21 protein-coding genes and 5 tRNA genes are annotated in these 23,246 nt (G+C 56.5%); 19 read left to right on the top strand and 7 right to left on the bottom strand.

The window, feature by feature from the left end; translation table 11 throughout:
• Position 1 precedes the first annotated feature (1 nt).
• The 10 genes from wzxE (at position 2) to ACLGE8_RS18895 (ending at position 6,745) form a co-directional block, all read left to right on the top strand.
• Positions 2-1,252, top strand: coding sequence for a lipid III flippase WzxE (gene wzxE, locus ACLGE8_RS18940; protein WP_411000448.1), 1,251 nt, complete (start codon positions 2-4; stop codon positions 1,250-1,252).
• Positions 1,249-2,328: a TDP-N-acetylfucosamine:lipid II N-acetylfucosaminyltransferase gene (locus tag ACLGE8_RS18935; RefSeq protein ID WP_411000447.1), complete on the top strand. Its 1,080-nt coding sequence runs from the start codon at positions 1,249-1,251 to the stop codon at positions 2,326-2,328. Before wzxE ends, ACLGE8_RS18935 begins: the two co-directional genes overlap by 4 nt.
• Positions 2,325-3,683, top strand: coding sequence for an ECA oligosaccharide polymerase (gene wzyE, locus ACLGE8_RS18930; RefSeq protein WP_411000446.1), 1,359 nt, complete (start codon positions 2,325-2,327; stop codon positions 3,681-3,683). Before ACLGE8_RS18935 ends, wzyE begins: the two co-directional genes overlap by 4 nt.
• The gene (wecG, locus tag ACLGE8_RS18925; RefSeq protein ID WP_411000445.1) at positions 3,676-4,416 is read left to right on the top strand and encodes a lipopolysaccharide N-acetylmannosaminouronosyltransferase; all 741 of its coding nucleotides are present in this window, start codon (positions 3,676-3,678) and stop codon (positions 4,414-4,416) included. Before wzyE ends, wecG begins: the two co-directional genes overlap by 8 nt.
• 234 nt (positions 4,417-4,650) lie before the next feature.
• On the top strand, positions 4,651-6,036 hold the full coding sequence (thrP, locus tag ACLGE8_RS18920; protein ID WP_185669598.1) for a bifunctional threonine/serine APC transporter ThrP: 1,386 nt from the start codon (positions 4,651-4,653) through the stop codon (positions 6,034-6,036).
• Between the two features lie 102 nt (positions 6,037-6,138).
• Positions 6,139-6,215: transfer RNA gene (locus ACLGE8_RS18915), tRNA-Arg, on the top strand.
• 57 nt (positions 6,216-6,272) lie between these two features.
• Positions 6,273-6,348, top strand: a tRNA-His gene (locus tag ACLGE8_RS18910).
• A gap of 23 nt (positions 6,349-6,371) precedes the next feature.
• A tRNA-Leu gene (locus ACLGE8_RS18905) sits at positions 6,372-6,457 on the top strand.
• A gap of 44 nt (positions 6,458-6,501) precedes the next feature.
• Positions 6,502-6,578: transfer RNA gene (locus tag ACLGE8_RS18900), tRNA-Pro, on the top strand.
• Between the two features lie 90 nt (positions 6,579-6,668).
• Positions 6,669-6,745 (top strand) — tRNA-Pro (locus tag ACLGE8_RS18895).
• Positions 6,746-7,187: 442 nt separating this feature from the next.
• Here the strand turns inward: ACLGE8_RS18895 and hemY are convergent.
• From hemY to hemC, 4 genes are read right to left on the bottom strand one after another with little or no spacing between them, the layout of a single operon-like run.
• On the bottom strand, positions 7,188-8,384 hold the full coding sequence (gene hemY / locus ACLGE8_RS18890) for a protoheme IX biogenesis protein HemY (protein WP_411000444.1): 1,197 nt from the start codon (positions 8,382-8,384) through the stop codon (positions 7,188-7,190).
• Positions 8,385-8,387: 3 nt separating this feature from the next.
• Positions 8,388-9,587, bottom strand: coding sequence for a uroporphyrinogen-III C-methyltransferase (hemX, locus tag ACLGE8_RS18885; RefSeq protein WP_411000443.1), 1,200 nt, complete (start codon positions 9,585-9,587; stop codon positions 8,388-8,390).
• 21 nt (positions 9,588-9,608) lie between these two features.
• Positions 9,609-10,349 carry a uroporphyrinogen-III synthase gene (hemD, locus tag ACLGE8_RS18880; RefSeq protein WP_411000442.1) on the bottom strand — a complete coding sequence of 247 codons (741 nt, stop codon included), beginning with the start codon at positions 10,347-10,349 and terminating at the stop codon, positions 9,609-9,611.
• Positions 10,346-11,287 carry a hydroxymethylbilane synthase gene (gene hemC / locus ACLGE8_RS18875; protein WP_411000441.1) on the bottom strand — a complete coding sequence of 314 codons (942 nt, stop codon included), beginning with the start codon at positions 11,285-11,287 and terminating at the stop codon, positions 10,346-10,348. Before hemC ends, hemD begins: the two co-directional genes overlap by 4 nt.
• 417 nt (positions 11,288-11,704) lie before the next feature.
• Here hemC and cyaA point away from each other — a divergent pair, with 417 nt between their 5' ends.
• Positions 11,705-14,251 carry a class I adenylate cyclase gene (gene cyaA, locus ACLGE8_RS18870; RefSeq protein ID WP_411000440.1) on the top strand — a complete coding sequence of 849 codons (2,547 nt, stop codon included), beginning with the start codon at positions 11,705-11,707 and terminating at the stop codon, positions 14,249-14,251.
• A 98-nt stretch (positions 14,252-14,349) separates the two neighbouring features.
• On the opposite strand, the gene cyaY is transcribed toward cyaA, so the two are convergent.
• Positions 14,350-14,670 carry an iron donor protein CyaY gene (cyaY, locus tag ACLGE8_RS18865; RefSeq protein ID WP_035896460.1) on the bottom strand — a complete coding sequence of 107 codons (321 nt, stop codon included), beginning with the start codon at positions 14,668-14,670 and terminating at the stop codon, positions 14,350-14,352.
• A gap of 139 nt (positions 14,671-14,809) precedes the next feature.
• Here cyaY and lptM point away from each other — a divergent pair, with 139 nt between their 5' ends.
• The 8 genes from lptM (at position 14,810) to corA (ending at position 21,723) form a co-directional block, all read left to right on the top strand.
• Positions 14,810-15,013 (top strand): LPS translocon maturation chaperone LptM, encoded by a 204-nt coding sequence (lptM, locus tag ACLGE8_RS18860; protein WP_411000439.1) that lies wholly within the window; start codon positions 14,810-14,812, stop codon positions 15,011-15,013.
• A 35-nt stretch (positions 15,014-15,048) separates the two neighbouring features.
• Positions 15,049-15,873 (top strand): diaminopimelate epimerase, encoded by an 825-nt coding sequence (gene dapF, locus ACLGE8_RS18855; RefSeq protein ID WP_185669777.1) that lies wholly within the window; start codon positions 15,049-15,051, stop codon positions 15,871-15,873.
• Positions 15,870-16,577, top strand: a complete 708-nt coding sequence (locus ACLGE8_RS18850) for a DUF484 domain-containing protein (protein ID WP_411000438.1) — start codon at positions 15,870-15,872, stop codon at positions 16,575-16,577. Before dapF ends, ACLGE8_RS18850 begins: the two co-directional genes overlap by 4 nt.
• Entirely contained in the window at positions 16,574-17,476 is a 903-nt protein-coding gene (gene xerC / locus ACLGE8_RS18845) for a tyrosine recombinase XerC (RefSeq protein WP_411000437.1), read from the top strand. The genes ACLGE8_RS18850 and xerC overlap by 4 nt, the downstream gene beginning before the upstream one ends.
• Complete coding sequence (gene yigB, locus ACLGE8_RS18840; protein ID WP_411000436.1) at positions 17,476-18,192, top strand: 5-amino-6-(5-phospho-D-ribitylamino)uracil phosphatase YigB; 717 nt, start codon at positions 17,476-17,478, stop codon at positions 18,190-18,192. Before xerC ends, yigB begins: the two co-directional genes overlap by 1 nt.
• A gap of 64 nt (positions 18,193-18,256) precedes the next feature.
• On the top strand, positions 18,257-20,419 hold the full coding sequence (gene uvrD, locus ACLGE8_RS18835) for a DNA helicase II (RefSeq protein WP_185669765.1): 2,163 nt from the start codon (positions 18,257-18,259) through the stop codon (positions 20,417-20,419).
• 147 nt (positions 20,420-20,566) lie between these two features.
• Entirely contained in the window at positions 20,567-20,623 is a 57-nt protein-coding gene (ysgD, locus tag ACLGE8_RS18830; RefSeq protein ID WP_368301982.1) for a YsgD/CorL family protein, read from the top strand.
• 149 nt (positions 20,624-20,772) lie between these two features.
• Entirely contained in the window at positions 20,773-21,723 is a 951-nt protein-coding gene (gene corA / locus ACLGE8_RS18825) for a magnesium/cobalt transporter CorA (protein ID WP_411000435.1), read from the top strand.
• 93 nt (positions 21,724-21,816) lie between these two features.
• On the opposite strand, the gene rarD is transcribed toward corA, so the two are convergent.
• On the bottom strand, positions 21,817-22,710 hold the full coding sequence (gene rarD, locus ACLGE8_RS18820; RefSeq protein ID WP_411000434.1) for an EamA family transporter RarD: 894 nt from the start codon (positions 22,708-22,710) through the stop codon (positions 21,817-21,819).
• Between the two features lie 50 nt (positions 22,711-22,760).
• Positions 22,761-23,228 (bottom strand): acyl-CoA thioesterase YigI, encoded by a 468-nt coding sequence (gene yigI / locus ACLGE8_RS18815; RefSeq protein ID WP_220439443.1) that lies wholly within the window; start codon positions 23,226-23,228, stop codon positions 22,761-22,763.
• Between the last annotated feature and the right edge of the window lie 18 nt (positions 23,229-23,246).

Raw genomic sequence — 23,246 nt, 5'->3', positions numbered from 1 at the left:
TATGTCACTGGCAAAAGCTTCGGTGTGGACCGCCGCGTCCACGCTGGTAAAGATCGGCGTTGGGCTGCTGGTGGTCAAGCTGCTGGCGGTATCATTTGGTCCTTCAGGAGTGGGTCAGGCGGGTAACTTCCGCCAACTGGTGACCGTACTTGGCGTGCTGGCCGGGGCGGGAATCTTTAACGGAGTGACGAAGCTCGTCGCCCAGCATCACGATGACCCGGCGCGACTGCGCCAGGTGGTGGGCACGTCATCGGCGATGGTGCTCGGCTTCTCCACGCTGCTGGCGGTAATCTTCCTGCTGGCGGCCGCGCCGATAAGCCAGGGTCTGTTCGGCCATACCCACTATCAGGGGCTGGTGCGTCTGGTGGCGCTGGTGCAGTTAGGTATCGCCTGGGCGAACCTGCTACTGGCGCTGATGAAAGGCTTCCGCGATGCGGCGGGTAACGCGCTGTCGTTGATTGCCGGTAGCCTGATTGGCGTGGTGGCCTATTATGCCTGCTATCATTTTGGTGGCTATCAGGGCGCGCTGCTGGGGCTGGCTTTGGTACCGGCGCTGATAGTGATCCCTGCGGCGGTGATGCTCACTAAGCGTGGCGTCATTCCCTGGGGCTATCTCAAGCCGCAGTGGGACCGTTTGCTGGCCGGTCAGTTGGGTAAATTTACCCTGATGGCGGTGATTACCTCCGTTACCATGCCCGTAGCCTACGTGATGATGCGAAACCTGATGGCGGAGCACTACAGCTGGGATGAGGTCGGGATCTGGCAGGGGGTAAGCAGTATCTCCGATGCTTACCTACAATTTATTACCGCCTCGTTTAGCGTCTATCTGTTACCTACGCTATCGCGGTTGACCGCCAAGCAGGATATTGGCCGTGAAATTGGCCGCTCATTGAAGTTTGTGGTGCCGGCGGTGGCGGCGGCAAGCCTGACCGTCTGGCTGCTGCGCGATTTTGCTATCTGGCTGCTGTTTTCATCGAAATTTGTCGCCATGCGCGACCTGTTCGCCTGGCAGTTGGTGGGGGATGTACTGAAAGTAGGCGCTTACGTCTATGGTTATTTAGTGATCGCCAAAGCCTCGCTGCGTTTCTATATTCTGGCCGAACTGAGCCAGTTTACGCTGCTGACGGCGTTCTCCCACTGGCTTATCCCGGCGCACGGCGCGCTGGGGGCGGCGCAGGCCTATATGGCGACCTATATTGTCTATTTCACGCTGTGTAGCGGCGTATTTTTAATTTGGCGTAAACGGCAATGACCGAACTGATACATATCCTGGGATCGGATATCCCTCATCACAACCAAACGGTGCTACGTTTTTTTGCCGATGAGCTGGCCGCAGAGCCCGCGCACGCCCGTCTGTTTATGGTGGTGAGCGGCGATGAGAGCCTGGCGCAGGCATTTCCTTCGCTGGTGATAGACCGCTATAACGATAAATCGGCGCTGGCAAAGGCGGTGGTGGCAAAAGCGAAGGCCAACCGACATCAGCGCTTTTTCTTCCACGGTCAGTTTAATACCGGTATCTGGCTGGCGCTTCTGAGCGGCGGCCTGAAGCCGTCGCAGGCGAGCTGGCATATCTGGGGGGCGGATCTGTATGAAGTCTCCCGCGGGCTGAAGTTCCGCCTGTTCTATCCGCTGCGCCGCATGGCACAGGGGCGGATGGGGCGCGTTTTTGCCACCCGTGGCGATCTCAGCCATTTTGCTACCCGTCACCCGCAGGTACCCGGCGAGCTGCTTTATTTTCCAACGCGGATGGACCCTTCGCTGAACGGGCTGGCAGACGCCGCGCCGCGCGACGGCAAGCTGACGGTCCTGGTGGGTAACTCCGGCGATCGTAGCAATGAGCATGTTGCGGCATTGAAGGCCGTGCATCAGCAGTTTGGCGATACGGTGAACGTTATTGTGCCGATGGGCTACCCGGCGAACAACGCGGCTTATATTGCGGAAGTAAACGAAGCTGCGCTGGCGCTATTTAGCGCCGAAAATGTACAGATTTTGCGTGAAAAGATGGAGTTTGATGCCTATCTTGCGCTATTGCGTCGCTGCGATTTGGGCTATTTTATTTTTGCACGCCAGCAAGGTATCGGCACGCTCTGTTTGCTGATTCAGGCAGGGATCCCCTGCGTGCTTAACCGGCAGAACCCGTTCTGGCAGGATATGGCCGAGCAGCATATTCCGGTGTTATTCACTGACGACGCGCTGACCGTCCCGGTGGTGCGTGAAGCGCAGCGCCAGCTGGCGCTGGTGGATAAAAACGCCATCGCCTTTTTCAAACCTAACTATCTGGCGCCGTGGCATCGGGCGCTGCAACTGGCGGCGGGGGAAGCGGTATGAGCGAAATGCAGTTTACCGGGCTGCTTGCCGTCTGGCTGCTGTCGACGTTGTTTATCGGCACCCTGACCTGGTTTGAGTTTCGCCGTGTTCGCTTTAACTTCAACGTTTTCTTCTCGTTGCTGTTCCTGCTGACCTTCTTCTTCGGCTTCCCGCTGACCTGTACGCTGGTGTTTCGCTTTGGCGTCGGCGTGTCGCCACCGGACGTGCTGCTGCAAACGCTGCTGATTTCGGTCTGCTTCTATGCGGTTTACTACGTAACCTACAAAACGCGCCTGCGGCCTGTGCAGACCAACGTTGCGCGGCGGCCGTTGTTTACCATGAATCGGGTTGAAACGAATATCACCTGGATTTTGCTGATGGCGATCGCGCTGTTTACGGTCGGCACCTTCTTCATGCATAACGGCTTCCTGCTGTTTAAGCTGCACTCCTACAGCCAGATTTTCTCCAGTGAAGTCTCGGGCGTGGCGCTTAAGCGCTTCTTCTACTTCTTTATTCCGGCGATGCTGGTGGTCTATTTCCTTAATCCGAGCTGGAAGCGGTGGATTGGCTTTCTGATTGCCACCACCGCCTTTGGCCTGCTGACCTACGCGATTGTTGGCGGCACCCGCGCCAACATTATTATCGCCTTCGCCATCTTCCTGTTTATCGGCATTATTCGCGGCTGGATTTCCCTGTGGATGCTGGTGGCCGCCGGGGGGATGGGGATTGTCGGTATGTTCTGGCTGGCGCTGAAGCGCTACGGCATGAACGTTAGCGGCGATGAAGCGTTTTATACCTTCCTCTACTTGACGCGCGATACCTTCTCGCCGTGGGAAAACCTGGCGCTGCTGCTGCAAAACTACGACAAGATTGACTTCCAGGGGCTGGCGCCGATGGTGCGCGACTTCTACGTCTTTATCCCCAGCTGGATGTGGCCATCGCGGCCGAGCATTGTGCTGAACACCGCCAACTACTTTACCTGGGAAGTGCTGAACAACCACTCCGGGCTGGCTATCTCCCCGACGCTGATTGGCTCGCTGGTGGTGATGGGGGGGATGTGGTTTGTGCCGCTGGGTGCGGTGGCGGTGGGGCTGATTATCAAATGGTTCGACTGGCTGTATATGCTGGGCAACCGGGAAACTAACCGCTATAAATCGGCGATTCTGCATAGTTTCTGCTTTGGCGCGATCTTCAATATGATCGTGCTGGCGCGTGAAGGGCTGGACTCTTTCGGCTCTCGCGTCGTCTTTTTCATGGTTATCTTTGGGGTCTGCTTGCTGGTGGCAAAACTGCTGTACTGGTTGCTTGAAAGCGCGGGGCTGATTCATCAGCGGCTAAAACGTCCCCCGCACGTTGGAGAAGGACAAAATGGCTGATTCATTAACCGCGCCGATTTATACCCTGCGTGGGCTGAAGCTTATCGGCTGGCGCAACATGCAGCATGCGCTGGACTATCTGTACGCGGACGGCAATCTGAAGCAGGGCACGCTGGTGGCGATTAACGCCGAAAAGATGCTGACGCTGGAAGATAACGCCGAGGTGCGGGAGCTGATTAACGCGGCGGAGTTTAAGTACGCCGACGGTATTTCCGTGGTGCGTTCAGTTCGCAAGAAATATCCCGAAGCTAACGTCTCACGCGTGGCGGGAGCGGACCTTTGGGAAGCATTGATGGCGCGCGCTGGCGCAGAGGGCACGCCGGTGTTCCTCGTTGGTGGCAAGCCTGAGGTGATGGCGGAAACGGTAGAGAAGCTGCGCAAGCAGTGGAACGTGAATCTGGTCGGCATCCAGGATGGCTATTTTACGCCGGAAGAGCGCCCGGCACTGCTCGAGCGTATTCGTGAGAGCGGGGCGAAAATCGTTACCGTGGCGATGGGCTCACCGAAGCAGGAAATCCTGATGCGCGATTGCCGGCAGGTTTACCCCGATGCGCTCTATATGGGCGTGGGTGGCACCTATGATGTCTTTACCGGCCACGTGAAGCGCGCCCCTAAGGTGTGGCAGACGCTGGGGCTGGAGTGGCTTTACCGCCTGCTCTCCCAACCAAGCCGAATTAAACGCCAGCTTCGTCTGCTGCGCTATTTACGCTGGCACTACACCAATAATCTCTGAATTTCCTGCGTGTTACCTGTGATATATCACGCAGAATATGCGTGATGTATTCACAACTTCGATACTTTATTCCTCATTTCTATTTGCCATTTCAGCCAAATTGTTAAACCATTCGCCTGCCCTGACGATATCTACGTATTTTCTACGGCGGTATCCGTATCCGACAGACATCTATTTTTCTATAAAAAAATAAAAACCGGCATCGACCGGACATATGCAAACACAAGAGGATCTATGGCAGAGAATAAACCGGAGCTCCAGCGCGGTCTGGAAGCCCGTCATATCGAATTAATTGCCCTTGGGGGCACCATCGGCGTGGGCCTGTTTATGGGCGCGGCAAGCACCCTGAAGTGGGCCGGGCCGTCGGTGCTGCTGGCCTATATTCTGGCTGGGGTATTTGTCTTCTTCATTATGCGATCAATGGGCGAAATGCTGTTTCTCGAGCCGGTAACCGGTTCGTTCGCCGTCTACGCGCACCGTTATATGAGCCCGTTCTTCGGCTATCTCACCGCCTGGTCATACTGGTTTATGTGGATGGCGGTGGGGATCTCGGAGATTACCGCGATAGGGGTTTACGTCCAGTTCTGGTTCCCGGATATGGTGCAGTGGATACCAGCGCTGATCGCCGTAGGGCTGGTCGCGCTGGCAAACCTGGCGGCGGTGCGCCTGTACGGCGAAATCGAATTCTGGTTCGCAATGATTAAAGTCACGACCATTATCGTGATGATTGTCATTGGCCTCGGCGTCATTTTCTTTGGCTTCGGCAACGGCGGTACATCCATTGGCTTTAGCAACCTGACCGAACACGGCGGTTTCTTTGCCGGCGGCTGGAAAGGCTTCCTGACGGCGCTGTGTATTGTGGTTGCATCCTACCAGGGCGTTGAGCTTATCGGCATGACCGCCGGTGAAGCGAAAAACCCGCAGGTGACTCTGCGCAGCGCGGTAGGCAAGGTGCTGTGGCGCATCCTGATTTTCTATGTGGGCGCGATTTTCGTTATTGTCACTATCTTCCCGTGGAATGAAATTGGCACCAACGGCAGCCCGTTTGTGCTGACCTTCGCTAAAATCGGGATCACTGCGGCGGCAGGGATTATCAACTTCGTGGTGCTGACGGCGGCGCTATCCGGCTGTAACAGCGGAATGTACAGCTGTGGCCGTATGCTCTATGCGCTGGCGAAAAACCGTCAGCTGCCGTCGGCGATGGCGAAAGTGACCAAAAGCGGCGTTCCGGCGGCTGGCGTTAGCGTATCGATTGTTATCCTGCTGATTGGCTCGTGCCTGAACTACATCATTCCTAACCCGCAGCGCGTGTTCGTCTATGTCTATAGTGCAAGCGTACTGCCGGGTATGGTGCCGTGGTTTGTGATTCTGATTAGCCAGCTGCGCTTCCGTCGTGCACATAAAGAAGCGATTGCTAGTCACCCGTTCCGTTCGATTATGTTCCCGTGGGCCAACTATCTGACCATGGCGTTCCTGATTTGCGTGCTGATCGGTATGGGATTCAACGATGACACCCGGATGTCGCTGTTTGTTGGCGTGATCTTCCTGGCCCTTGTGACGCTGGTTTATAAGGTTTTTGGCATGAGCCAGGGCGCGGAAGTGCAAGATTTGCAGAAATAAGCGACAAAACGCGCAAAGCATGAGCAAACGATAATTTTCTTTTAAAAGGCACTAGACAGCGGGGGAGGAAGTCCGTATTATCCGACCCCGCAACGGCGCTAAGCGCCCGTAGCTCAGCTGGATAGAGCGCTGCCCTCCGGAGGCAGAGGTCTCAGGTTCGAATCCTGTCGGGCGCACCATTTACCCGGTGCTGGAGCTGCGGTGGTTTTAAAAGACCGCGTAAGAGGTTTGCAGTGGTGGCTATAGCTCAGTTGGTAGAGCCCTGGATTGTGATTCCAGTTGTCGTGGGTTCGAATCCCATTAGCCACCCCATTATTTGATAGAGTTGTGAAATTGCGAAGGTGGCGGAATTGGTAGACGCGCTAGCTTCAGGTGTTAGTGTCCTTAGGATGTGGGGGTTCGAGTCCCCCCCCTCGCACCACGACTTTATAATGAATTGAATTTATAATTCAAAAAGCAGTACATCGGCGAGTAGCGCAGCTTGGTAGCGCAACTGGTTTGGGACCAGTGGGTCGGAGGTTCGAATCCTCTCTCGCCGACCAATTTTAGACCCTGCAGAGCAGGGTTTTTTATTCAAGACCTAACGTCACGAATAAAAACCGAATTGAACGATAATTCAAAAAGCAGTATTTCGGCGAGTAGCGCAGCTTGGTAGCGCAACTGGTTTGGGACCAGTGGGTCGGAGGTTCGAATCCTCTCTCGCCGACCAATTTTGAACCCCGCTTCGGCGGGGTTTTTTGTTTTCTCTCCCCACCCAATTCACCGCCATTTTGTTACCTCTACAGATTAATCCCGTTGTGAAACAAAGGGGATGTTATCAACAACTGACTGTGACATAATGCGCCGCGTAGATGCTCATTCCACCTCTTATGTTCGCCTTTGGCCTCATAAACTCGGGAATGACGCAGAGCCGTTTACGGTGCTTATCGTCCACTGACAGATGTCGCTTTTGCCTCATCAGACACCATGGACATTACGTTGAGTGAAGCACCCATTATGTTGTCGAATTAAACCTGTTTAACGCCTGCTCCCAAAAGGAGCGGGCGTTTTTTTATGCCCGGAGTAGTAGCCCGGCCAGGCGCAGCGCCGCCGGGGCCGCACTGCAGCCAAAAAAAAGGGGCCATTCGGCCCCTTAAGAAAAACGCGCCACCTTATGCAGGCGGGTTATTCTGCAACGTCAGCATCAAGCCATCGCGGCGCATTGCCGCCGCCTCTTCCGGTTGCTTCAGACGGTCAAGCGTATCGGCAAGCCAGGCGTAGTCGAACGCGTCCGGACGCTGCTTCAGAGCGGCACGGAACGCCAGGCTCGCTTCCTGCCACTCGCCGTGCTTCATCAGCGACTGACCCAGCGTACTCCACAGCAGTGGCCGATCGCCTACCGTTTTGATTTGCTGGCGCAGCAGTTTTTCCATTTGCTCCGGGTTATTGGTGCGCAGTCGCGGGATCAACATCACCAGACGATCGTCATACTGGCGCTTCAGCCCATCAATAATGATCTGCTGTGCGGTGTCATGATCGTCACATTCAATCAGGTGATCGGCCATGGCGACCTGCAGGGCCACCTGATGACGGGTTTTGCGGCTCTGGTTTTTCCACCAGTTGCGCAGCCCTTCGCTGCCTTGATCGGCGCGGGCCTGATCCATCAGACCAATCCAGGCTTGCTGTTCCAGCGCAGCACGGTGTGCGTCGTCGCCAACGTGCGCTTTCGCCATGGACGGGATGATATCCAGCAGTGAGCTCCAGGCTCCGGTCTGAATATAGGCCTGCTCTGCCAGACGCAGCACTTCCGGGTGGCGCGGCGCCACTTCCAGTAGCTTATCAATACCGTGGCGTGCCGCGTGATTCTCGTGGCGCGCCAATTGCAGACGGACGCGGGTGATTTCGACCGGGATCAGGTCGTTGCCTGCGTTTTCAGCCGCGCGCTGAAGGTGCTGATTGGCGCGCGCTTCATCACCACGCTGCTGCGCCGCTTCGGCCGCCAGTAGGTAGTTCACCACCGGTTGCTCGGCGTGATCGGCATTTTTCGACATCAGCTTCTCAACCTGCTGATAGTCGCCTTCCGCCAGCTTCAGCAGCGCCTGTTCTGTCTGCTTACGCGCACGGCGACGCTTACGCCCAACGAACCAGCCGCGCGTGTGGGCGCTGGTGCGGAAAATACGGCGCAGAATCCACTCCAGAGCGAACAGCACCACCATTATCAGGATCATGATAATGACTAAACCGGTGACGCTGGTTTCAATGTTGTAGTTGTCCGTCTGGATAAGCACATAGCCCTGATGGCCCGCGATCATCGGGCCGACTACCACGCCGGCAATCAGCAGTGCAAAGAGTAAGAGAACTTTTAGCATCGGTTACTCTCCTTGCGCTGGGGCAGGTGCTGGCGCTGGCTGCGCGGGAGCCGCAGCGACAGGTTCTGCAGACGTGACGGCAGGCTGCGCCATCAGGTTACGCACGCGAGTTTGCATCAGCTTTTCCAGAATCGGCTGGCTTTGCAGCGTTTCCGGGATATCCATGGAGATGCTCTGCTGGCTGAGCTTGTCTATCTCATCAAGGAACGTTTTCGTGGCGGCGTCGTCGGTGTCGTAATAAGCGCGTACCCAGGTTGAAACGTTATCCAGCGCCTGCTTGAAGGTTTCATCCTGATGGCGCGGAACCGCTTGAGAAGCGGCGAGCAACTGGGCGCGGATATTCTCCCGCAGGTAGATATCCTGGTTTGGCGCCAGCAGCGGCACGGCCGTCTCATCGCGGCGACGAATGGTTATAAAGCTGTCCATAAAGTTCTGCCAGCTTTTCTGCAGGTTCACGCGCCATTCACCGAGCGAAGCCGACAGCTCATCATCATCGTTATCCATCGGCGAATCGTCGATGTTGTTATCCGCCAGGCGCAGGTTATCCACCTGATTGGCAAGCTGATTGACCTTGAGAATGATGCCGTCGTAGTCCACCTGAGAGACGGCGGAGAGGCTGGCAATATCTTCGGTAATGGCGCGACGAGCGGCGATTAAGCTCGGGTCGTTCATATCCGCCAGGCTGGCGTCCGCGCTTTTCAGCAGCGCCGCGGCGGTGGTGACATCCTGATCGCTCCACAGCTTACGACCGGCCAGCTTCACCAGGAAGTCGGACTGGGACAGCAGCCAGGTTTTCGAGTCGGTACCAGAAATAGCCGCCACTTTCTGCTGCATTTCGTCCAGCTGTTTAGCCATTTCCACCTGCTGGGTTTTGGCTTCCTGCAGCTGTTCGGCCTGCTGTTTAAGCGTGGTTTCCAGCGCCTCTTTTTGTGCGTCCTGCGTTTTTTGCAGGGCGATAAGCTGATTGGCGAGAGTGTCGCTGGTCTGGGTCTGGTTGACGGCCTGCTGTTTGCCCCAGCCGTACAGGCCAATGCCTGCCGCTAGCGCAATGGCGATAGCAACGGCGCTGAGCGCCAGACTGGTTTTCCCGCCGTTATTTTTCTTCTCAGCATTTTCCGGCTTACGAGCTTCAGGCTGCGGTGAGGTTTTCACCGCATCTTCGGACTCTTCAACCACGGCGGAGTTTTCTTTTTGTTCCGTCATTATGGCTTCCAATTTTGAGAGTTATTGTAGTGCGCGCAGCAGCGCATCGTTGTCTGCGCTATCGGCAACCTGAATATCCTGCCAGCCCAACTCCTGGGCCAGTTTTGCAATACGCTCACTCACCACCAGTAGCCGGCAGGTGAGCAGCCAGCGCTCCCGGTACCAGAGGGGAATCAGCGTCCAGAGTTGTTGCAGCATTTCGCCGCTGGTCACCACGAGGGTGTTGACCTCTCGCGACTGCCAACGCATAGCCTCTTCGGCGCCGTCATAATGGATAGCGCTGCGCTGGTAACATTCGCAAAGGGTGACATCGGCGCCGCGAGCGCTCAGCGTTTCGGCCAGCAGTTCACGCCCGCCGTTGCCGCGCAGAATCAGCGCCTTCTTTCCCGCAATAGTTTGCAATTCAGGTAATTGTAGCAACACTTCGCTGATTTCCCGATCTAATGGATAGCGAACATCGAGGCCACTCGCCTGATGCAGCGCCAGCGCCGTAGTACGGCCAATCGCAAAATAACGGGGAGAAGTGGGCCAGCTAACGCGCTGCTGCTGAAGCTGTGCGTGGGCGAAGCTGACCGCGTGCTGCGACAGAACAAACGCTAAATCGCCTTCGCGCAGCGCGCCAAGTGCCGGTACCAGCGCGTTCAGCTCGCGTCCGGGCGTAAATTCTATCAGCGGGAAATTCCAGGCTACTCGCCCCAGCGCGCGCAAACGGCTGACTAACTCTTCACCTTGCGGGGAGGGGCGGGTAACCAGAATGGTCATACGGCGGTATCTCCGTCGTAAACGGCGGCAAGGATTGCCCGCGCGCCGTTGTCCAGCAGTTCGTCGGCAAGTTCAATGCCCATGCGTTCGGCATCTTCCGGCTTGCCGCGACGTTCACCGCACACCATTTCACTGCCGTCCGGCGCGCCAACCAGCGCGCGCAGCCACAGTTCGCCGTCGTTCAGCTCAGCGTAGCTGCCGATAGGCACCTGGCAGCCACCTTCCAGACGCGTGTTCATCGCGCGTTCGGCGCGGACGCGAATGGCGGTGTCGTCGTGGTTTAATGGGGCGAGCAGGGCGCGGGTCTGTTCATCGTCCAGACGGCACTCAATGCCGACGGCTCCCTGACCGACCGCCGGGAGCGACTCTTCCGGCGACATTGGCTGGCGAATGCGGTCATTCAGCTCAAGGCGTTTTAGCCCCGCGACCGCCAGGATAATGGCATCGTAGTCACCGTTGTCGAGCTTGCTCAGACGCGTGCCGACGTTGCCGCGCAGCGAGCGGATCACCAGGTCCGGGCGTCGCTTGGCCAACTGACACTGGCGGCGCAGGCTGGAGGTGCCGACGATGCTGCCTGCCGGGAGGTCGTCCATGCAGGCGTAATGGTTAGAGACAAAGGCATCGCGCGGGTCGTCACGTTCGCAGATGGTCACCAGTCCAAGCCCTTCCGGGAACTCCACTGGGACATCTTTCATCGAGTGGACGGCGATGTCCGCACGGTTTTCAAGCAGCGCAAGCTCCAGCTCTTTGACGAAAAGCCCTTTACCGCCCACTTTGGCCAGCGGCGTATCAAGGATGATGTCCCCTCGCGTGACCATCGGCACGAGCGTCACCGTAAGCCCGGGATGGCAAGCCATCAGGCGTTCTTGTACATAGTGCGCTTGCCAGAGAGCGAGCGGGCTTTGGCGTGTGGCAATTCTCAAAACTTTGTCTAACATGCTTGTTACCGTCGTTATCGTCCATTGACCATCCTAACATTGTTGCCCTAATGATGTTAGTTTTCACGGTCTTCGTAAAAATTCTTGCTGGGAATTAAGGGGTATGCACGAAGCGTGCCTTGAGAGTCAGTAAAGGTAAGCATAAACGGGGTTGTGTTTACCGTTCATTACTGGCACTGTCTTGATCGTATGCCGGGGTTTACAGCAGCATTCAATGCTACACTTGTTGTAGTGCAACATTCTTTACGGTCAACCGGCAAGGTGTTAAATTGATCACGTTTTAAACCATTTTTTGTCCGAATTTTGATAATCACAACGGCGGACACAAAACGGTAACGGTTCTTCTTGTTGAAATATTAAAACCTCCGTACCGCTCTGACAGGATACGTCGAGGTTTTGAACATCAGGCGATATGTCTTGTACCTCTATATTGAGACACTGAAACAGAGACTGGATGCCATCAACCAACTGCGTGTGGATCGCGCGCTTGCAGCCATGGGGCCTGCTTTCCAGCAGGTTTACAGTCTACTGCCGACATTATTACATTATCATCATCCGCTGATGCCGGGTTACCTCGACGGTAACGTTCCCAAGGGCATCTGCCTCTACACGCCTGATGAAACCCAACGCCATTATCTTGATGAGCTCGAGCTGCACCGCGGCATGCCGCCGCAGACCTCCGCAAAAGGTGAACTGCCGATTACCGGCGTTTACTCGATGGGGAGTACCTCATCGGTAGGCCAGAGCTGCTCTTCCGATCTGGATATCTGGGTCTGCCACCAGTCGTGGCTCGATAATGATGAACGCCAATTGTTACAGCGCAAATGCAGCCTGCTGGAAAGCTGGGCGGCATCGCTGGGCGTTGAAGTCAGCTTCTTCCTGATCGACGAAAACCGCTTCCGTCATAATGAAAGCGGCAGCCTCGGTGGCGAAGACTGCGGTTCAACGCAGCACATTTTATTACTCGACGAATTTTACCGCACGGCGGTCCGCCTGGCGGGCAAACGTATTCTGTGGAATATGGTGCCGGGCGAAGAAGAAGATCATTACGACGACTACGTGATGACGCTTTACGCCCAGGGTGTCCTGACGCCGAACGAATGGCTCGACCTCGGTGGATTGAGCTCGCTCTCCGCCGAAGAGTACTTCGGTGCCAGCCTGTGGCAGCTCTATAAGAGTATCGACTCACCGTATAAAGCGGTGCTGAAAACCCTGCTGCTGGAAGCCTATTCCTGGGAATACCCGAATACGCACCTGCTGGCAAAAGACATTAAACAGCGCCTGCACAACGGCGAGATCGTCTCCTTCGGTCTCGATGCCTACTGCATGATGCTGGAGCGCGTGACCGAGTACCTGAAGGCGATTGAAGATGAAACCCGCCTTGACCTCGTGCGCCGCTGCTTCTATCTGAAGGTGTGCGAAAAGCTCAGCCGCGAACGCGCCTGCGTTGGCTGGCGTCGTGAAGTGGTCGGCCAACTGGTGAAAGAGTGGGGCTGGAGCGAAGAGCGTCTGGCGATGCTCGACAACCGCGCCAACTGGAAAATCGACCAGGTCCGCGAAGCGCACAACGAGCTGCTCGATGCAATGATGCAGAGCTACCGTAACCTGATTCGCTTCGCTCGTCGGAATAACCTGAGCGTTTCCGCCAGCCCGCAGGATATCGGTGTGCTGACGCGTAAGCTGTACGCCGCGTTTGAAGCGCTGCCGGGTAAAGTGACGCTGGTGAACCCGCAGATCTCCCCGGACCTGTCCGAACCGAATCTGACCTTTATCTATGTTCCGCCGGGACGCGCCAACCGTACGGGTTGGTATCTCTACAACCGCTCGCCGAACATGGAATCAATAATCAGCCATCAGCCGCTGGAATATAACCGCTATCTGAATAAGCTGGTGGCCTGGGCTTGGTTTAACGGCCTGCTGACCTCGCGCACGCGCCTGTTTATTAAAGGCAACGGTATTGTCGATCTGGCAAAACTGCAGGAGATGGTTGCTGACGTGTCGCACCACTTCCCGCTGCGTCTGCCTGCGCCAACGCCGAAAGCGCTCTATAGCCCGTGCGAAATTCGCCATCTGGCGATTATTGTTAACCTCGAATATGACCCGACGGCGGCCTTCCGCAATCAGGTGGTGCATTTCGATTTCCGCAAGCTTGATACCTTCAGCTTCGGCGAAGATCAGAAATGCCTGGTCGGCAGCGTTGACCTGCTGTATCGCAACTCGTGGAATGAAGTGCGTACGCTGCACTTCAACGGCGAGCAGGCGATGATCGAAGCGCTGAAAACTATCCTTGGTAAGATGCACCAGGATGCTGCGCCGCCGGACAGCGTTGAAGTGTTCTGCTATAGCCAGCATCTGCGCGGTTTAATCCGTACTCGCGTACAGCAACTGGTGTCCGAGTGCATCGAACTGCGTCTTTCCAGCACCCGTCAGGAAACCGGTCGCTTTAAAGCGCTGCGCGTCTCCGGGCAGACCTGGGGCCTGTTCTTTGAGCGTCTTAACGTGTCGGTGCAGAAGCTGGAAAACGCCATTGAGTTCTACGGCGCGATTTCGCATAACAAGCTGCACGGGCTTTCCGTTCAGGTTGAGACCAATCATGTTGAGCTGCCCCAGGTGGTCGATGGTTTTGCGAGCGAAGGGATTATTCAGTTCTTCTTCGAAGAGTCGGGCGAGGATCAGGGCTTTAATATCTACATTCTTGACGAGAGCAACCGCGCAGAGGTGTATCACCACTGTGAGGGCAGTAAAGAAGAGCTGGTACGTGACGTCAGCCGCTTCTACTCATCGTCACACGATCGCTTCACCTACGGCTCAAGCTTTATCAACTTCAACCTGCCGCAGTTCTATCAGATTGTGAAGGTTGATGGTCGCGCGCAGGTGATCCCGTTCCGCAGCCAGGCCATCGTGCCGCCGCCGTCCAATCAGGACAATAACAACGCACCGTTGTTGCAGCAGTATTTCTCTTAATCATGATGCCGGATGGCGGCTCCGCCTTATCCGGCCGACTCGTTTCGTGCCGTTTGTAGGCCGGATAAGGTGTTTACACCGCCATCCGGCAATCCACCTTAGCGGAAGCTAACCTCTTCACCCGCCTGCTGCGTCGCCGCCTGCTCAAGCAGATCCCAGAAGGTTTCGCCGCTGCGGTCGCAAATCCACTCATCACCCTTCAGGTCAAAATGGTAGCCGCCCTGTTTGGTTGCCAGCCACACCTGGTGCAATGGTTCCTGACGGTTAATAATAATTTTGCTGCCGTTTTCAAAGCTGATGGTCAGCACGCCGCCGTTGATCTCGCAGTCGATATCGCTGTCGCCGTCCCAATCGTCCAGGCGCTCTTCGATGGTCAGCCACAGGGTATCGGCCAGGCGATGAAATTCACTGTCGTTCATTGTTGTTTCCCGTTATTTAGTGATGGCGGCAGTATAGCGTGAAACAAATCACGTTGCAGTCAGGTGCTTAACGCTTGCTTTTGCGCCTTCTCCTGCGATGATAGAAAATAGAAAGCATTGAACTACAGGCATCTTAAGAATGAATAAGATTTTTCGACCGCTGGCAGTGTTACTTGCATTATTTAGCCTTGCAGGCTGCGGCCTGAAGGGCCCGCTCTATTTTCCTCCGGCTGATAAAACGGCAGCTCCGCCGACGCAATCCGTCACTCCTCCGATTCAGAGCAGTTCTCCGGATCGTAACGACCGTGGTGATAACGGCGGCCCGACGCAGGTTAATTACTAATATTACCGTTCTGTTCCGCGCAACTGGAGTAGATGATGCAGTTCTCTAAAATGCATGGCCTCGGCAACGATTTCATGGTCGTCGACGCGGTAACGCAGAATGTTTTTTTCTCGCCTGAGCTTATCCGCCGACTGGCGGACAGGCATCTTGGCGTGGGTTTCGATCAGCTGTTGGTCGTGGAACCGCCTTACGATCCTGACCTGGATTTTCACTACCGCATCTTTAACGCCGACGGTAGCGAAGTCTCCCAGTGTGGTAACGGTGCCCGTTGTTTCGCCCGCTTTGTGCGCCTGAAAGGGTTGACCAACAAGCGCGATATCCGCGTGAGCACCGCCAATGGCCGTATGGTCTTAAGCGTGACCGACGATGAACTGGTTCGCGTGAATATGGGCGAGCCTAACTTCGAACCGTCACAGGTGCCGTTCCGCGCTAACAAAGCGGAAAAGACCTATATCATGCGCGCGTCTGAACAGACAGTATTGTGCGGCGTGGTCTCGATGGGGAACCCACACTGCGTGATTCAGGTCGATGATGTCGACACCGCCGCGGTAGAAACGCTTGGCCCGGTGATGGAAAGTCATGAGCGTTTTCCAGAACGCGCTAACATTGGTTTTATGCAGGTAGTGAAACGGGACCACATCCGTCTGCGCGTTTACGAACGCGGTGCGGGTGAAACTCAGGCCTGCGGCAGCGGCGCATGTGCGGCGGTTGCCGTTGGCATCCAGCAGGGCTTGCTGGCGGAAGAGGTGCGCGTGGAACTGCCTGGCGGGCGACTTGATATCGCCTGGAAAGGCCCGGGCCAACCGTTGTTTATGACTGGCCCGGCGGCACATGTCTATGACGGATTTATTCACTTATGAAACACGTCGGGGAAGAACAGCAGGACGCTCTCGCTACGCTAAATGACGGCGCGGTCGTGGATTATCTGTTGCAACATCCTGAATTCTTTATTCGTAATGCATCAGTGGTTGAGCAAATGCGCGTCCCGCACCCGGTGCGGGGCATGGTCTCTCTGGTGGAGTGGCACATGGCGCGTTCGCGCAACTACATTGCCATGCTGGAAGAGAATATGAGCCAGTTGATGGAGCAGGCGATGGCTAACGAAAGCCTGTTTTATCGCTTGCTGCATCTGCAAAATCGGCTGGCCTGCGCGGAAAGCCTGGACGATCTCCTGCTGCGCTTCCATCGCTGGGCACGTGAGCTGGGGCTGGCGGGCGCATCGCTGCGGCTGTTCTCCGACCGCTGGCGCCTTGGCGCACCTTCCAGACATACCGATCTGGTGCTCTCCCGTCAGGCCTTTGAACCGCTGCGTATTCAGCGCTTAGGCCAGGCCAACCACTATCTTGGCCCTCTCAACGGTCCCGAGCTGCTGCTGGTGCTTCCTGAGGCGAAAGCCGTAGGATCGGTAGCGATGTCGATGATGGGCAGCGACGGCGATTTAGGCGTGATCCTCTTTAGCAGCCGCGACCCGCACCACTATCAACCGGGGCAGGGCACGCAGCTGCTGCAGGAAATCGCCCTGATGATGCCGGGCCTGCTGGAACGCTGGATAGAGCGCGTATGACCGGTACCGAACTAGAGCAAGCCGTTACCCGCTTTCTGCGCTATCTGGGCGTAGAGCGCCAGCTTAGCCCCATCACGCTCCTCAACTACCAGCGTCAGCTTGATGCCATTATTGAACTGGCCGAAGGAATGGGCCTGCAGAATTGGCAACAATGTGATGCTGCGATGGTGCGCAGTTTTGCGACCCGCAGCCGCCGCAAAGGGCTGGGGGCTGCAAGCCTGGCGCTACGCTTGTCGGCGCTGCGTAGCTTCTTTGATTGGATGGTGGGTCAGGGCGAGCTGCCGGCAAACCCGGCAAAAGGCATCGCCGCGCCGAAAGCACCGCGCCATCTGCCAAAAAATATCGACGTCGATGACGTTAACCGCCTGCTGGATATCGATCTCAACGACCCGCTGGCGGTGCGCGACCGCGCCATGCTGGAGGTGATGTACGGCGCGGGCTTACGTCTTTCTGAACTGGTGAATCTGGATATTAAACATCTGGATCTCGATACCGGCGAAGTGTGGGTGATGGGGAAAGGCAGCAAAGAGCGTCGCCTGCCGATTGGCCGTAACGCCGTGACGTGGATTGAGCACTGGCTCGACCTGCGCGGGCTGTTTGGCAGCGACGAGGACGCGCTGTTTCTCTCGAAGCTCGGCAAGCGAATTTCGGCGCGTAATGTGCAAAAACGCTTTGCGGAATGGGGCATTAAGCAGGAGCTGAACAGCCACGTGAACCCCCACAAGCTGCGCCACTCATTTGCCACTCATATGCTCGAATCGAGCGGTGACCTGCGCGGCGTGCAGGAACTGCTGGGCCACGCCAACCTGTCTACCACCCAAATCTATACCCACCTTGATTTTCAACACCTTGCCTCGGTGTACGATGCGGCGCATCCGCGCGCCAAACGGGAGAAATAATGCGTTTTTATCGGCCGTTAGGCGCTATCGCGGCGCTGACGTTTGACCTTGATGACACCCTTTATGATAACCGCCCGGTGATTGACCGCACGATGCAGGAATCGCTGGCCTTTGTACGCGGCTACCATCCGGCGCTGGCGAACTTCGATGCCCGTACGTTGCAGCAGTGGCGCGATGAGTTGTTAAAGACAGAGCCAGAAATCTATCATGACGTCACCGAATGGCGCTGGCGTGCGCTGGAGTCCGGTATGCGTCAGCTTGGGCTGACGGCTCAGGAAGCCAAAGCCGGTGCCGATGCGGCGATGGCGAATTTCGCCCAGTGGCGCAGCCGGATTGACGTGCCGCAGGAAACCCACGACACGCTGGCGAAACTGGGCCAGAAATGGCCGCTGGTGGCGATCACCAACGGTAACGCCCAGCCGGAACTGTTCGGCCTGAGCGATTACTTCCAGTTCGTTTTGCGCGCCGGCCCGGACGGGCGTTCGAAGCCATTTGCCGATATGTACCATCTGGCGGCAGACAAGCTCAACGTGCCGCTCGGCGAGATCCTGCACGTAGGCGATGACCTGACCACCGACGTGGCAGGTGCCATTCGCTGCGGCATGCAAGCCTGCTGGATCAAACCGGAAAATGCCGACCTGATGCAAACCGCAGACAGCCGTTTGTTGCCGCATGTCGAGATTTCCCGGTTGGCATCTCTGACCTCGCTGATATAATCGTAAGCAACTCTGTATAAATTCCCAGGGGTCCCACTGGGCCCTGTTGATTCCGGCGGTGCCAATGGACGTTTCTTACCTGCTCGACAGCCTCAACGATAAACAGCGCGAAGCCGTCGCGGCGGAGCGTACCAATATGCTGGTGCTCGCCGGGGCAGGCAGCGGCAAGACGCGCGTGCTGGTGCATCGCATTGCCTGGCTGCAAAGCGTCGAGAACTGCTCGCCGTACTCCATCATGGCGGTCACCTTTACCAACAAGGCGGCGGCAGAGATGCGCCACCGTATCGCTGAGCTGATGGGGACCTCTCAGGGTGGCATGTGGGTCGGGACCTTCCACGGGCTGGCGCACCGCCTGCTGCGCGCGCACCATCTGGACGCCAATCTGCCGCAGGATTTCCAGATCCTCGACAGCGAAGATCAGCTACGCCTGCTTAAGCGCTTGATCAAGGCGATGAATCTCGACGAGAAACAGTGGCCGCCGCGCCAGGCGATGTGGTTTATCAACAGCCAGAAAGACGAAGGGCTGCGTCCACACCATCTGCAAAGCTACGGTAACCCGGTTGAACAGACCTGGCAGAAGGTCTATCAGGCCTACCAGGAAGCGTGTGACCGTGCAGGGCTGGTGGACTTCGCCGAGCTGCTGTTGCGCGCCCATGAACTGTGGCTCAACAAGCCGCATATCCTGCAGCACTATCGCGAGCGTTTTACCAATATTCTGGTGGACGAATTCCAGGATACCAACAACATTCAGTACGCCTGGATCCGCCTGCTGGCGGGCGACACCGGTAAGGTGATGATCGTCGGCGATGACGACCAGTCGATCTACGGCTGGCGCGGGGCGCAGGTGGAGAACATCCAGCGCTTCCTCAACGATTTCCCCGGCGCAGAAACCATCCGTCTGGAACAGAACTACCGTTCAACCAGCAATATCCTCAGCGCCGCGAACGCCCTGATTGAAAACAACAACGGGCGACTGGGAAAAAAACTGTGGACCGACGGCGCCGACGGCGAACCGATTTCGCTCTACTGCGCGTTTAACGAGCTCGATGAAGCGCGCTTCGTGGTGAACCGCATTAAAACCTGGCAGGACAACGGCGGCGCGCTGACGCAATGCGCCATCCTCTACCGCAGCAACGCCCAATCGCGCGTGCTGGAAGAGGCGCTGCTGCAGGCCAGCATGCCGTACCGTATCTACGGCGGTATGCGCTTCTTCGAACGTCAGGAAATCAAAGACGCGCTCTCTTATTTGCGTCTTATCGCCAATCGTAACGACGACGCAGCGTTTGAGCGCGTGGTAAACACGCCAACGCGTGGTATCGGCGATCGTACGCTGGACGTGGTGCGCCAGACCTCGCGTGACCGTCAGCTGACACTGTGGCAGGCCTGCCGCGAGCTGCTGCAGGAGAAAGCCCTTGCCGGCCGTGCGGCGAGCGCGCTGCAGCGCTTTATGGAGCTGATTGACGCACTGGCGCAGGAAACGGCCGATATGCCGCTGCACGTGCAGACCGACCGCGTGGTGAAAGACTCTGGTCTGCGCATGATGTACGAGCAGGAAAAAGGCGAGAAAGGCCAGACGCGAATCGAGAACTTAGACGAACTGGTCACGGCTACGCGGCAGTTCAGCTACAACGAAGAAGATGAAGATTTAATGCCGCTGCAGGCGTTCCTCTCCCATGCGGCGCTGGAAGCCGGGGAAGGTCAGGCAGATACCTGGCAGGACGCGGTGCAGTTGATGACCCTGCACTCGGCGAAAGGCCTGGAATTCCCGCAGGTGTTTATCGTTGGCATGGAAGAGGGGATGTTCCCAAGCCAAATGTCGCTGGATGAAGGCGGGCGTCTGGAAGAAGAACGCCGTCTGGCCTACGTCGGCGTCACCCGTGCGATGCAAAAGCTGACGCTGACCTACGCCGAAACGCGCCGCCTGTACGGCAAAGAGGTTTACCATCGCCCGTCGCGCTTTATCGGCGAGCTGCCGGAAGCCTGTGTCGAAGAGGTTCGTCTGCGCGCAACGGTTAGCCGACCGGTCAGCCATCAGCGGATGGGCACGCCAATGGCGGAGAACGATACCGGCTATAAACTCGGTCAACGTGTACGCCATGCGAAGTTTGGTGAAGGCACTATCGTCAACCTGGAAGGCAGCGGTGAACATAGCCGGCTGCAGGTCGCTTTCCAGGGTCAAGGAATTAAATGGCTGGTGGCCGCTTACGCCAGGTTAGAAAACGTATAACATTCAGAAAAACATAACATTTTTGTCACCTTATGCTAGCCTTAATAAAGAGAAGGTAATTAATCTAACTTAGCGTTTCGTTGCGTGTTGACGGCGTTTTTTTGCTGGCGTAACATGCGCGCACGATTACGCTAAGAGGACAAAGCCTTGGACACACCCAGTAGATGCTGGCTCACCTTCCTGTCATTCAGGAACAACTCCTAAGGCTATCCTCTTATGCTGATAGCCTTAGCGGTTGTCAGCGACTCGTATTTCCCGTCGCATTGAGTCAGGCTGTTTAATGGTCTGAAACCCCTGTAGTTTCTGTGTGCCCACCGGCTGTCCGATAATTTTTTGCATTGGGAGTCCCGGTCATGCTGAGCGCATTTCAACTGGAAAACAATCGTTTAACGCGTCTTGAGGCGGATGAGATCGATCATCTTGCCAGCTCGGTTTGGGTGGATTTAGTCGAGCCAGATGACGACGAACGAAACCGTGTGCAAAAGGATTTGGGCCAGAACCTGGCCACGCGCCCTGAACTGGAAGACATCGAAGCATCCGCACGTTTTTTTGAAGACGAAGACGGCCTGCACATTCACTCCTTCTTCTTTTATGAAGATGCGGACGATCACGCAGGTAACTCCACCGTCGCATTCACCATCCGCGAAGGGCGCCTGTTCACCCTGCGTGAGCGTGAGCTGCCCGCATTTCGCCTCTACCGCATGCGTGCGCGTAACCAGGCAATGGCGGACGGTAACGCCTACGAGCTGCTGCTCGACCTGTTTGAAACCAAAATTGAACAGCTGGCGGACGAAATCGAAAACATCTATAGCGACCTCGAAAAGCTAAGCCGCGTCATTATGGAAGGGCATCAGGGCGATGAGTACGACGAAGCGCTCTCGACGCTGGCGGAACTGGAAGATATCGGCTGGAAGGTACGCCTGTGTCTGATGGATACCCAGCGCGCGTTGAACTTCCTGGTGCGTAAGGCGCGTTTGCCAGCGAATCAGCTTGAGCAGGCGCGAGAAATCCTGCGAGATATCGAATCCCTGCTGCCGCACAACGAATCGCTGTTCCAGAAGGTTAACTTCCTGATGCAGGCGGCGATGGGCTTTATCAACATCGAGCAGAACCGCATCATCAAGATCTTCTCGGTAGTCTCCGTGGTCTTCCTGCCGCCGACGCTGGTGGCCTCCAGCTACGGGATGAACTTTGAGTTTATGCCGGAACTGAAGTGGAGCTTTGGTTACCCTGGAGCCATTATCTTTATGATTCTGGCGGGGCTTGCGCCGTACCTGTACTTTAAGCGCAAGAACTGGCTGTAATCATGGCTGTGCCGGATGGCGCTTCGCTTATCCGGCCTACAACAGCACATCAATGTAGGCCGGATAAGGCGTAGCCGCCATCCGGCATGGCTTTTAGCTCCGACGTCCCCGTCTTTGCGTATACACCGCATCCATCACGAAGATCGCCAGCGCCACCCAGATAAAGGCAAAGGTCACCATCTTATCTGCGCCCGGCACCTCACCGTAGAACGTTACCGCCAGCAGGAACATCAGCGTCGGGCCGATGTACTGGAAGAAGCCCAGTGTTGACAGGCGCAGGCGGGTCGCCGCCCCGGTAAAGCACAGCAGTGGGATAGTCGTCACGACGCCTGCGGCAATCAGCAGCAGATTCAGCGACCACGGGTTTTGACCCATGTGGCTGGTGGCGCTATCGGCGATGCCGAAGAGATAAATCGCGGCCACGGGAAGCAGCCAGAGCGTCTCAAACAGCATCCCTGTCTGGGCATCGACGGCAATTTTCTTACGCACCAGCCCATAGAAGGCGAAGCTAAACGCCAGCCCCAGTGCAATGATTGGCAGCGAGCCAAAGGTCCATAGCTGTACCAGAACGCCGCAAATCGCCAGCACCACGGCTAACCACTGCATCCGACGAAAACGCTCGCCGAGAAAAATCATCCCCAACAGAATGTTCACCAACGGATTGATGAAGTAGCCGAGGCTCGCCTCCAGCATATGGTGGTTATTGACCGACCAGATAAACAGCAGCCAGTTGCCGCCGATTAAGACAGCCGATAGCGCGAGCAGGAAGATCTTCTTTGGGGTCTTCAGCAGCGTTTTGACCTGCGGCCACTGACGGCTAATGCTGATGAGCGCTACCATAAAGAAAAATGACCAGATAACACGGTGGGTCAGGATTTCATCGGCTGGAACGTAGTAAATCAGCTTGAAGTAGGCTGGAGCGATGCCCCAGATGAAATAGGCGGCAAGGGCCAGAAGCACGCCTTGTCGCGTCTGTTTGGGATCCATGTGAAACATCCATTTCGAAAAAGTAACGCAATTTTACGCGATTCTGGCGGTTATCCCACCATATAAGTCGCTGTGGCGCTGGCGATATGTGTCTTCTCTTCGTTGTGCAATTCAACGCGGGCAACGGCAACCTTATTGCCTGCGCGCAGCAGCGTGCTGGTGGCGGTAAAGCGCGAGCCGCGTCCTGGGCGTAGATAGTCCACGCGCAGGTCGATGGTGCCCATCTTTGACAGGCGCTGGCGCAGTTCATCTTCATTGATGGTGTCATGACGTGCCAATGTGCTACCTACGCAGACCAGGCCTGCCGCGACATCAAGCGCCGAGGCGATCACTCCACCGTGCAGAATGCTTTGCGCCCAGTTGCCCACCATCATCGGCTGGTTGTTAAAACTCAGCTGAGCGAATGCCTTTTCGTAGACATCCAGCTCCAGATTCAGCGCCCGGTTGAACGGCATATGGTAGACAAAGATTTCGCCAACTAGCTTGAGTGCGGCTTCCGCGGTGAGTTCTGCAGACATAGTGACCTTACATTTCAT

Origin of the sequence: Kluyvera sp. 142486 (assembly GCF_046569695.1) — a bacterium.
Classification (GTDB): domain Bacteria; phylum Pseudomonadota; class Gammaproteobacteria; order Enterobacterales; family Enterobacteriaceae; genus Kluyvera.
Note: the sequence above shows the minus strand (reverse complement) of the source record. Positions and strands in the feature narration are given on the sequence as shown.

Excerpts from the sequence above, each read along its gene's own strand:
- thrP (WP_185669598.1), top strand. The coding sequence starts at position 4,651 with ATGGCAGAGAATAAACCGGAGCTCCAGCGCGGTCTGGAAGCCCGTCAT.
- rarD (WP_411000434.1), bottom strand. The coding sequence starts at position 22,710 with ATGGATCCCAAACAGACGCGACAAGGCGTGCTTCTGGCCCTTGCCGCC.
- hemD (WP_411000442.1), bottom strand. The coding sequence starts at position 10,349 with ATGACCATTCTGGTTACCCGCCCCTCCCCGCAAGGTGAAGAGTTAGTC.
- wzxE (WP_411000448.1), top strand. The coding sequence starts at position 2 with ATGTCACTGGCAAAAGCTTCGGTGTGGACCGCCGCGTCCACGCTGGTA.
- ACLGE8_RS18850 (WP_411000438.1), top strand. The coding sequence starts at position 15,870 with ATGAAACACGTCGGGGAAGAACAGCAGGACGCTCTCGCTACGCTAAAT.
- dapF (WP_185669777.1), top strand. The coding sequence starts at position 15,049 with ATGCAGTTCTCTAAAATGCATGGCCTCGGCAACGATTTCATGGTCGTC.
- wzyE (WP_411000446.1), top strand. The coding sequence starts at position 2,325 with ATGAGCGAAATGCAGTTTACCGGGCTGCTTGCCGTCTGGCTGCTGTCG.
- hemY (WP_411000444.1), bottom strand. The coding sequence starts at position 8,384 with ATGCTAAAAGTTCTCTTACTCTTTGCACTGCTGATTGCCGGCGTGGTA.
- ACLGE8_RS18935 (WP_411000447.1), top strand. The coding sequence starts at position 1,249 with ATGACCGAACTGATACATATCCTGGGATCGGATATCCCTCATCACAAC.
- cyaY (WP_035896460.1), bottom strand. The coding sequence starts at position 14,670 with ATGAACGACAGTGAATTTCATCGCCTGGCCGATACCCTGTGGCTGACC.
- yigB (WP_411000436.1), top strand. The coding sequence starts at position 17,476 with ATGCGTTTTTATCGGCCGTTAGGCGCTATCGCGGCGCTGACGTTTGAC.
- hemC (WP_411000441.1), bottom strand. The coding sequence starts at position 11,287 with ATGTTAGACAAAGTTTTGAGAATTGCCACACGCCAAAGCCCGCTCGCT.
- uvrD (WP_185669765.1), top strand. The coding sequence starts at position 18,257 with ATGGACGTTTCTTACCTGCTCGACAGCCTCAACGATAAACAGCGCGAA.
- hemX (WP_411000443.1), bottom strand. The coding sequence starts at position 9,587 with ATGACGGAACAAAAAGAAAACTCCGCCGTGGTTGAAGAGTCCGAAGAT.
- lptM (WP_411000439.1), top strand. The coding sequence starts at position 14,810 with ATGAATAAGATTTTTCGACCGCTGGCAGTGTTACTTGCATTATTTAGC.
- xerC (WP_411000437.1), top strand. The coding sequence starts at position 16,574 with ATGACCGGTACCGAACTAGAGCAAGCCGTTACCCGCTTTCTGCGCTAT.
- wecG (WP_411000445.1), top strand. The coding sequence starts at position 3,676 with ATGGCTGATTCATTAACCGCGCCGATTTATACCCTGCGTGGGCTGAAG.
- corA (WP_411000435.1), top strand. The coding sequence starts at position 20,773 with ATGCTGAGCGCATTTCAACTGGAAAACAATCGTTTAACGCGTCTTGAG.
- yigI (WP_220439443.1), bottom strand. The coding sequence starts at position 23,228 with ATGTCTGCAGAACTCACCGCGGAAGCCGCACTCAAGCTAGTTGGCGAA.